Below are 7,655 nucleotides of genomic sequence, written 5' to 3' on the forward strand. Positions count from 1 at the left end.
CTCACTGCCACTGACCGAGCTTGGCGGGGTTGCGCATGACCCAGACATCGGTGATCCGCTCGCCGTCGGTCACGAACGAGAGGACCGCGATCGCCTCCTCCGCGACGCGGGCCACAAGGGCGATGCCGTCGCCCGTGGGCACGGCCTCATAGCGGGCATCGGGCTGCTTGCGGGCGATGCCGAGGAGGAACCGGGCCACGTGATCGGCTCCGCGAACCGGCCGCAGTGCCGCCGAGACGAGGCCGCCGCCGTCCGAGCGCAGCACCACGGCGGGGTCGAGCACGACGATCAGCCGCTCGAGGTCGCCCGACGCCGCCGCGTCGACGAACGCCGCCACGAGCGCGTCGTGCCGCTCCCTCGGAACGGCGGCGCGGCTGCGTTCGCCGATGTGCCGACGCGCCGAGACCGCGAGCTGCCGCGTGGCAGCCGGTGACCGGTCGAGGATGCGGGCCACCTCGGTGAAGGGAACCGCGAACACCTCATGGAGAACGAACGTCACCCGCTCGGCGGGAGTCAGTGTCTCCAGGACCACCAGGAGCGCCTGGGACACCCCCTCGGCCTCGGCGACGCGCTCCAGCGGATCGGCGCTGAGCCGGGCGATGGAGGACGTGCTCGGCACCGGTTCGGGGAGCCACTCCCCCACGTACTGCTCGCGCCGCGCACGAGCAGAGCCGAGGACGTCGAGGCAGATGCGGCCCGTCACCCTCATGAGCCACGCCCCGGGCGAGGCGATCGCCGTCCGCTCGGCGTCCGAGAGCCGGACCCAGCGTAGGAAGGCATCCTGCACCGCGTCCTCGGCGTCCGCGACCGTACCGAGCATTCGGAAAGCCGCGGCGCGGAGGACCGGCCCCTCGGCTTCCCACAGCCATCGGTCCCGGTCATCCGGGCTCGAGACGGCATCCTGCGGCTGCCGATGTCCGCCGCGATCCATGTCGCTCCTGTCTCCGGTCCGGGTCGTCCGTCCCCTCACATTCTGACTCGCCATTTCGTCGATGGAGTGAGCGTCGAGAAAGGACACCGCATGAGAATCGTCGTCGCCGGAGGAACCGGGGTCGTGGGCAGGGAGATCGTCGCGGCCGCGCGCGAACGAGGGCATGAGGCGGCGGGGATGTCCCGCACCACCGGGGCGGATCTGCAGACCGGCGAAGGGGTAGCGGCCGCACTGCGCGATGCCGAGGTCGTCATCGACGCCGTGAGCGTCGCCACGATGGATGCGGAGGCGTCGACTCGGTTCTTCCGGCGGAGCGCCGAGACGCTGATCGGCGCTGCTCGCCAGAGCGGCGTGCGGCACGTCGTCGCGCTCTCCATCGTGGGCGTCGATCGAAACCCCCATGGCTACTACGCCGGCAAGGTGGCGCAGGAGGCGGCCTACCAGGCCGGCGACGCACCGTTCACGATCGTGCGCGCCACACAGTTCCACGAGTTCGCGGGGCAGGTGGCGCAGCAGGCCCGCTTCGGTCCGCTCCAGCTCGCCCCTCGCGCCCGCGTCCAGCCCATCGCGGCGCGCGCGGTGGCCGAACACCTCGTCACCGTCGCCGAAGGGGGTGCCGTGGGCCGGGGCACCGATATCGCCGGCCCGCGGGAGGAGGAGCTGTCGGAGATGATCCGCGCGTGGCGACACCATCGGGGCGAGCGTCGTCCGGTGTTCGCCGTCAGCCTGCCCGGTGCGCAGATGCGGGGAATGAGACGGGGTCTTGCTCTTCCCGACGCGAACGCGCAGATGCTCGGCCCGTCGTTCGAGCAGTGGCTGTCAGCCCAGCCGATCAGTGCAGGGCGCGCTGGGCGATGAAGGCGCGGAGAGCCTCGGCGTCGTCGGGGAGATCGACGACGTGCTGGGGCGCGTCGAGCATCTCTCGCAGTTCCGGCGTGTAGGCCAGATCCACCCCGATCGCCTCGCGGATCGTCTCGGCGAACTTCTCCGGCTTGGCGGTCTCCAGCACGAGCATCGTCACACCCGGTTCGACGTGGTCGCGCGCCACGCGCACGCCATCGGCGGTGTGGGGATCGATCACGTCTCCGGAGCGCTCGTAGACGGCCCGGATGGTGCCGACGCGATCGGCGTGCGTGGAGGTGCCGCTGACGATGCCGAACTCCTCGGCGAAGCGCTCACGCTCCGCCGTGAAGTCGATGTACCCCTGTGCATCCAGGTCACGCCATGCTCCGACGACGCGTTCGGGATCGCGGTCCACCAGCTCGAAGATGAAGCGCTCGAGGTTCGACGCCTTCGAGATGTCCATCGACGGGCTGGAGGTGGCCACGGTCTCAGCGGCGCTGCGGGGACGATAGACGCCGGAGCGGAAGAACTCGTCGAGCACGTTGTTCTCGTTGGCTGCCAGCACCAGGCGCCGGAGGGGAACGCCCATCTGACGGGCATAGAAGCCGGAGAGGATGTTGCCGAAGTTGCCGGAGGGCACGGTGACCGAGACCTCGACGATGCCGCCGTCGGTCGCCCGCAGCCAGGCCCACACGTAGTACACGATCTGGGCCGTGATGCGGGCCAGATTGATGGAGTTGACCGCGCCGAGGAAGTGTGCGCGCTTGAACCCGAGGTCGCCGGCGAGCTCCTTCACGAGGTTCTGGCAGTCGTCGAACACGCCGTCGATGGCGACGTTGTGCACCCGAGGGTCGTCGATCGAGAACATCTGCGCGCGCTGGAAGGGACTCATCCGCCCCTGCGGCGAGAGCATGAAGACGGAGATACGCTCCTTGCCGCGCAACGCATGCTCCGCCGCCGAGCCGGTGTCGCCCGACGTGGCACCGAGGACGTTCATGACGGCACCGCGCTGTTCGAGCGCGTACTCCACGACCTCGCCGAGGAACTGCATGGCCATGTCCTTGAAGGCCAGAGTCGGCCCTTCCGAGAGCCCCACGAGGGTGAGCTCGTCGTCCAGGCGACGCAACGGCACGACGGCCTCGGGGAAGCCCGCGTACGCGGCGTGCGTCATCCGCGCCAGGTCGGCGCGGGGGATGTCGGTCGCGAAGAGAGCGAGGACCTCGGTGGCCAACTGGGGATACGTCAGCGCGCGCCACCGCTCCAGGAGATCGACATCGATGGTCGGCAGGGTCTCGGGGACCGCCAGGCCTCCATCTGTCGCGAGCCCCTCCAAGAGGGCCTCGCAGTACGAGAGCGGCTCGGAGCCGCCGCGGGTGGAGATGTACTGCACGGGAGCTCCTCAGCTAGCTGTCGAGACGGGGTTCAGCGGCCGGTGCCGGCGTACACGACGGCCTCGGTGTCGCCGTCCAGGCCATAGGCGGTGTGCACGACGCGCGCGGCGTCGGCCAGCTCGTCGCCCCGGACGACGACGGAGATGCGGATCTCCGACGTCGAGATCATCTCGATGTTGACGCCGGCGGTCGACAGCGCCTCGAACAGCGTCGCGGAGACGCCGGAGTGCGCACGCATGCCCGCTCCCACCACCGACAGCTTGCCGATCTGGTCGTCGTGGACGAGGCTCTCGAATCCCACCTGCGACTGCTCGTCGGCGAGGGCGCGCAGCGCGGCCGACGCGTCGGCCTTGGGGAGCGTGAACGAGATGTCGGTGCGCCCGGTGGCCGCCGCCGAGACGTTCTGGACGATCATGTCGACGTTGGCGCCGCTGCGCGCGACGATCTTGAAGATCTCGGCCGCTTTGCCGGGAACGTCCGGCACACCGATCACGGTGATCTTCGCCTGGCTGAGATCGGTCGCGACTCCGGCGACGATCGGCTCTTCCATCTCTTCTCCCTCTGCGCCCTCGACTCCGGCCGGCACGGTCATCCCCGGGCCCAGGACGAACGTCCCCACCCCGGAACTGAACGTGGAGCGGGCGTGGATCATCACGCCGTGCCGGCGGGCGTACTCGACGGCACGGATGTACAGGACTTTGGCACCGTTGGCGGCCAGCTCGAGCATCTCCTCGGCGCCGATGACGCTCAGCTTCCGCGCGTTGGGCACGACGCGGGGGTCGGCGGTGAAGATGCCGTCAACGTCGCTGTAGATCTCACACACATCGGCGTCCAGCGCCGCCGCCAAGGCCACGGCCGTCGTGTCCGAGCCGCCCCGGCCGAGGGTCGTGATGTCGCGGGTGTCGCGGTTGAACCCCTGGAAACCGGCGACGATGACGATCGCCCCCTCGTCGAGCGCCTCGCGCACGCGCACGGGGGTCACGTCGACGATGCGCGCGGCACCGTGATGAGCCGTGGTGATCATGCCGGCCTGGCTGCCCGTGAACGAGCGCGCCTCGAAGCCCATGGAGTGGATCGCCATCGCCAGCAGCGCCATGGAGATGCGCTCCCCCGACGACAACAGCATGTCCAGTTCCCGCGGCGCCGGGATCGGCGCGACGGCGTGAGCGAGGTCGAGGAGCTCGTCGGTCGTGTCGCCCATCGCGCTGACGGCGACCACCACGTCGTGCCCGGCGCGGCGTGCATCGACGATCCGCTTCGCGACGCGCTTGATGCTCTCGGCGTCAGCGACGGACGATCCGCCGTACTTCTGGACGATCAGCGCCACTGCACAACTCCCGGGTGAGAACCGGCCTCGACGGGCCCGGTCGGGGCGCCGGCGGCCCCGAGGAACCATCTTAGGGAGAGCCGGATGCCGCCACGGCCATGTGACGACGCCGGGCGAACGCGTAGCGTGGACCCATGAGCGCTCACGACATCGATGCGATCTGGAACCGCGCCCTGGACCTCTCCTCTCCGACCGACGCGGTCCGCCCCGGTGACCGCGCCCTGGTGACGGTCTTGACGTTCCACGGGCTGGCGAACAACGGCGGGCTGCTGGCGGCGGTCGACCTGCACGTCAACGACGATGTCTACCCCATCGACGCCGTCGTCAACGCCTACCGGTACCTCGGTCTCGAAGACGCCGCCGCCGCGATCGACAACGCTGAGCTGGAGCTTCGCGACCTCTCCGATGACGACGATGACCGCGAGGACGCCGCCGCACGGATCGACGAGACGTACACGCTCAGCGAGGACGACATCCGCGACGCCGTGAGCGTCGCCGTCACCCAGGACCGCGACGACTTCGCGCCCGTGGACTGACGCGTCGACGGGGCGAGCGACGCTCGGGATGAGTGCTCAGCCCGGAGGAAGAGCATCGGCCGCGATCGGGCGGCGGCGCAGGCGTCCGCCCGTGGCGGCCAGCCAGCAGCCGAAGATCACGAGCGGGAACCCGAGGACCAGTCCTGCCGACAGCGGTTCCCCGAGCAGGACGACTCCCAGCAGGATCGCCACGATCGGATTGACGTAGGTGAACAACGGCGCCCGCACCGGACCCACCTCCCGGATCAGGGCGAAGAAGCCGAGGAACGCCACCGCGGTGCACAGGATCCCGAGCGCGACGAGCGAGAGGGTGGAGCGGAGCGTGGGCACCTCGTGCTGCGTGAGGAGCCCGATCGGCAGGTACACCGCGCCCACCATCAGCAGTGCCAGGGTGATCGTGCCGATCGAGGGGACGTCTTTCAGAGCCGTGGCGATGATGAACGGGGCGATCGCGTAGAGGACGGCCACCAGCAGCACTTCGGCGATCGCGACGAGAGCGCGGCTCGGGTCGGCCACCGCGAGCCCCGGACCCATGACGATCACCGCGACCCCGACGAACCCGGCCCCGAGGCCGACGGCGCGCCAGCGTGAGAGGACACCTCGGTCACCGCGGAGAAGCGCGATGAGCGCCGCGAACAGGGGCACGGTCGCCACGAGCAGCCCCGTCAGCCCGGACGAGAGCGTCTGCTCCGCGTGCCCGAGGAGCACGAAGGGGCCGGCCATCTCGATCGCCCCGAACGCGAGCACCCACGGCCACGCCCGCAGCGCAGGGCCCAGGGCGCGCCGGTGCAGGGCCAAGGGCAAGAGCACGAGCGCTCCGAGGAGCGTCCGGCCCGCGACGATCGCCGCCGGAGAGTACGAGTCGACGGCCTCCTTGATGAAGAGATAGGGAACGCCCCACAGCAGCGCCATGGCGCCGTAGAGCAGCCATCCGCGCGCCGATACCGCGGGAGTGGAGCCCATCACACGCTGCGACGGCCCTCGAACGCGCGCCCGAGGGTGACCTCATCGGCGTATTCGAGGTCGCCGCCGACAGGGAGTCCCGACGCCAGGCGGGTCACGCGGATCTCGAGGGTGTGCAGCAGCCTGCTGAGGTACGTGGAGGTGGCCTCGCCCTCGAGGTTCGGGTTGGTGGCGAGGATCACTTCCTGCACCGTGCCGTCGGCCAGCCGCTGCATGAGCTGCGCGATTCGCAGGTCGTCGGGACCGATGCCCGCGATGGGGCTGATCGCTCCACCGAGGACGTGATAGAGCCCGCGGAACTCTCGGGTGCGCTCGATGGCGGAGACGTCCTTGGCGTCTTCGACGACACAGATCAAGGTCTGGTCGCGGCGCGGGTCTCGACAGATCGCGCACCGCTCCTGCTCGGACACGTTGCCGCAGATCTCGCAGAAGCGCACGCGCTCGCGGAGCTCGCCGAGCAGTTGCGAGAGCCGCGAGACGTCGAAGGTCGGGGTCTGGAGGATGTGGAACGCGATGCGCTGCGCCGACTTGGGCCCGATTCCGGGCAGTCGGCCGAACTCGTCGATCAGGTCTTGGACGATGCCGTCGTACATGGATGATCCGCCCGTCAGCTGAACCTGGTCGGGGGCGTGTAGGGCTCTTCACGCACGAACGTCGCTCCGAGCATCTGGCGCACGACGGCTTCGCCGACGCGTTCGATGCCCCCCGAACGCGGTGCCCGGGAGGGCGCAGGTCGTTCGACCGTCACCGGAGCGCGCGGAGGCAGCGGCGCATCCGCGCGGGTGGGAGGAGGCAGCTCTTCTTCCTCTTCCGCGGTGAGGGGTGCCTCGTCGGCGAGGACCTCGCCCTCGCGCGGCGGGGCGAGTGTACGCACCGGCGCCGGGGCACCAGCCGAAGCCTCTTCCGGCTCGTCGTCGACGGCGAGCAGCGATGCGGAGGGCGATGCGTCCTGCGGATCGGTCGGAATCGGCGCGACGGCCCACTCCGTCACGGGCGCGGCGGCCGAGGCCTGCACGCCTGACCGCGCCGCCGGACCCGGGCGATCGCGGGAAGCGGGCGACGCGCCTGCCGACCCCGAGGTGCCGCCGCGGATCGGTGATCCACCGGGGCCACCGGAGGAAGCCGGGCCTGCGCCGCCCGATCCACCCGTGGGACCGTCGCCGGCGGACGGCGACGCATCGGGGGCCGGGGATCCTCCCAGACCGGACCCGCCGGATCCGGGGGGCGCCGGTTCGTGACGGGCGACGTACTTCACGCGCACGCCCAGGATCGCGAGGATCGCTCCACGCAGGTCTTCGGACGGCCCCTTTCCCCCGGCGAGCTTCTTGAAGGCGGCGAGATCGGCGGCGCGTTCGAAGACCAGGGTGAGCACGTCGTCGGCATACGCGACGGGGCGGGCACCCGATGCCAGCATCCACGACGAGCGGCTGACCGGTTCGAGCTGCGCGAGGACCTGCGGCCACGCCGCCAGTACGTCGGTGAGTGAGAGGGGGCCCCGCGGCGCCGGAGCGGGGGACGGTTCGACGACCGTCGGCGGAGCGGTGTCGGGGACGGGAGCCGGCGTTCCCGCCTCTGCGGGAGCCGGTGTCGCCGAGGCTGGGGAGGTCGCCGGCGCGGCGGGCGCGGCAGGCGCGGGCGAGGCCGGCGCCGGAGCGGAGGCCGCG

Annotated in this window: 7 protein-coding genes and 1 pseudogene; 2 read left to right on the forward strand and 6 right to left on the reverse strand. The window is 70.7% G+C overall.

Features of this window, described 5'->3' with window-relative positions:
- Position 1: 1 nt before the first annotated feature.
- On the reverse strand, positions 2-931 hold the full coding sequence (gene sigJ, locus QM591_RS12315) for an RNA polymerase sigma factor SigJ (protein WP_415132687.1): 930 nt from the start codon (positions 929-931) through the stop codon (positions 2-4).
- A gap of 90 nt (positions 932-1,021) precedes the next feature.
- Here sigJ and QM591_RS12320 point away from each other — a divergent pair, with 90 nt between their 5' ends.
- The gene (locus QM591_RS12320; protein ID WP_415132688.1) at positions 1,022-1,789 is read left to right on the forward strand and encodes an SDR family oxidoreductase; all 768 of its coding nucleotides are present in this window, start codon (positions 1,022-1,024) and stop codon (positions 1,787-1,789) included.
- Here QM591_RS12320 and thrC read toward each other — a convergent pair.
- Positions 1,764-3,164: a threonine synthase gene (gene thrC / locus QM591_RS12325; protein ID WP_415132689.1), complete on the reverse strand. Its 1,401-nt coding sequence runs from the start codon at positions 3,162-3,164 to the stop codon at positions 1,764-1,766. The genes QM591_RS12320 and thrC overlap by 26 nt on opposite strands.
- A 32-nt stretch (positions 3,165-3,196) precedes the next feature.
- Positions 3,197-4,492 carry an aspartate kinase gene (locus QM591_RS12330; protein WP_415132690.1) on the reverse strand — a complete coding sequence of 432 codons (1,296 nt, stop codon included), beginning with the start codon at positions 4,490-4,492 and terminating at the stop codon, positions 3,197-3,199.
- 134 nt (positions 4,493-4,626) lie between these two features.
- On the opposite strand from QM591_RS12330, the gene QM591_RS12335 reads away from it, so the two are divergent.
- On the forward strand, positions 4,627-5,028 hold the full coding sequence (locus tag QM591_RS12335) for a hypothetical protein (RefSeq protein WP_415132691.1): 402 nt from the start codon (positions 4,627-4,629) through the stop codon (positions 5,026-5,028).
- A gap of 36 nt (positions 5,029-5,064) precedes the next feature.
- On the opposite strand, the gene QM591_RS12340 is transcribed toward QM591_RS12335, so the two are convergent.
- The 3 genes and pseudogenes from QM591_RS12340 to QM591_RS12350 form a co-directional block, all read right to left on the reverse strand.
- On the reverse strand, positions 5,065-5,991 hold the full coding sequence (locus QM591_RS12340; protein ID WP_415132692.1) for a DMT family transporter: 927 nt from the start codon (positions 5,989-5,991) through the stop codon (positions 5,065-5,067).
- On the reverse strand, positions 5,991-6,584 hold the full coding sequence (recR, locus tag QM591_RS12345) for a recombination mediator RecR (RefSeq protein WP_067162317.1): 594 nt from the start codon (positions 6,582-6,584) through the stop codon (positions 5,991-5,993). Before recR ends, QM591_RS12340 begins: the two co-directional genes overlap by 1 nt.
- A 14-nt stretch (positions 6,585-6,598) precedes the next feature.
- A pseudogene (locus QM591_RS12350) lies at positions 6,599-7,655 on the reverse strand (DNA polymerase III subunit gamma and tau); the annotation flags it as partial.

The sequence above is a fragment of the Microbacterium sp. genome, assembly GCF_047607225.1.
Lineage (GTDB): Bacteria > Actinomycetota > Actinomycetes > Actinomycetales > Microbacteriaceae > Microbacterium.

What these genes read in the sequence shown, in the direction of transcription:
- QM591_RS12340 (WP_415132692.1), bottom strand. Translation starts at nt 5,991, where the DNA reads ATGGGCTCCACTCCCGCGGTATCGGCGCGCGGATGGCTGCTCTACGGC.
- recR (WP_067162317.1), bottom strand. Translation starts at nt 6,584, where the DNA reads ATGTACGACGGCATCGTCCAAGACCTGATCGACGAGTTCGGCCGACTG.
- QM591_RS12320 (WP_415132688.1), top strand. Translation starts at nt 1,022, where the DNA reads ATGAGAATCGTCGTCGCCGGAGGAACCGGGGTCGTGGGCAGGGAGATC.
- sigJ (WP_415132687.1), bottom strand. Translation starts at nt 931, where the DNA reads ATGGATCGCGGCGGACATCGGCAGCCGCAGGATGCCGTCTCGAGCCCG.
- QM591_RS12335 (WP_415132691.1), top strand. Translation starts at nt 4,627, where the DNA reads ATGAGCGCTCACGACATCGATGCGATCTGGAACCGCGCCCTGGACCTC.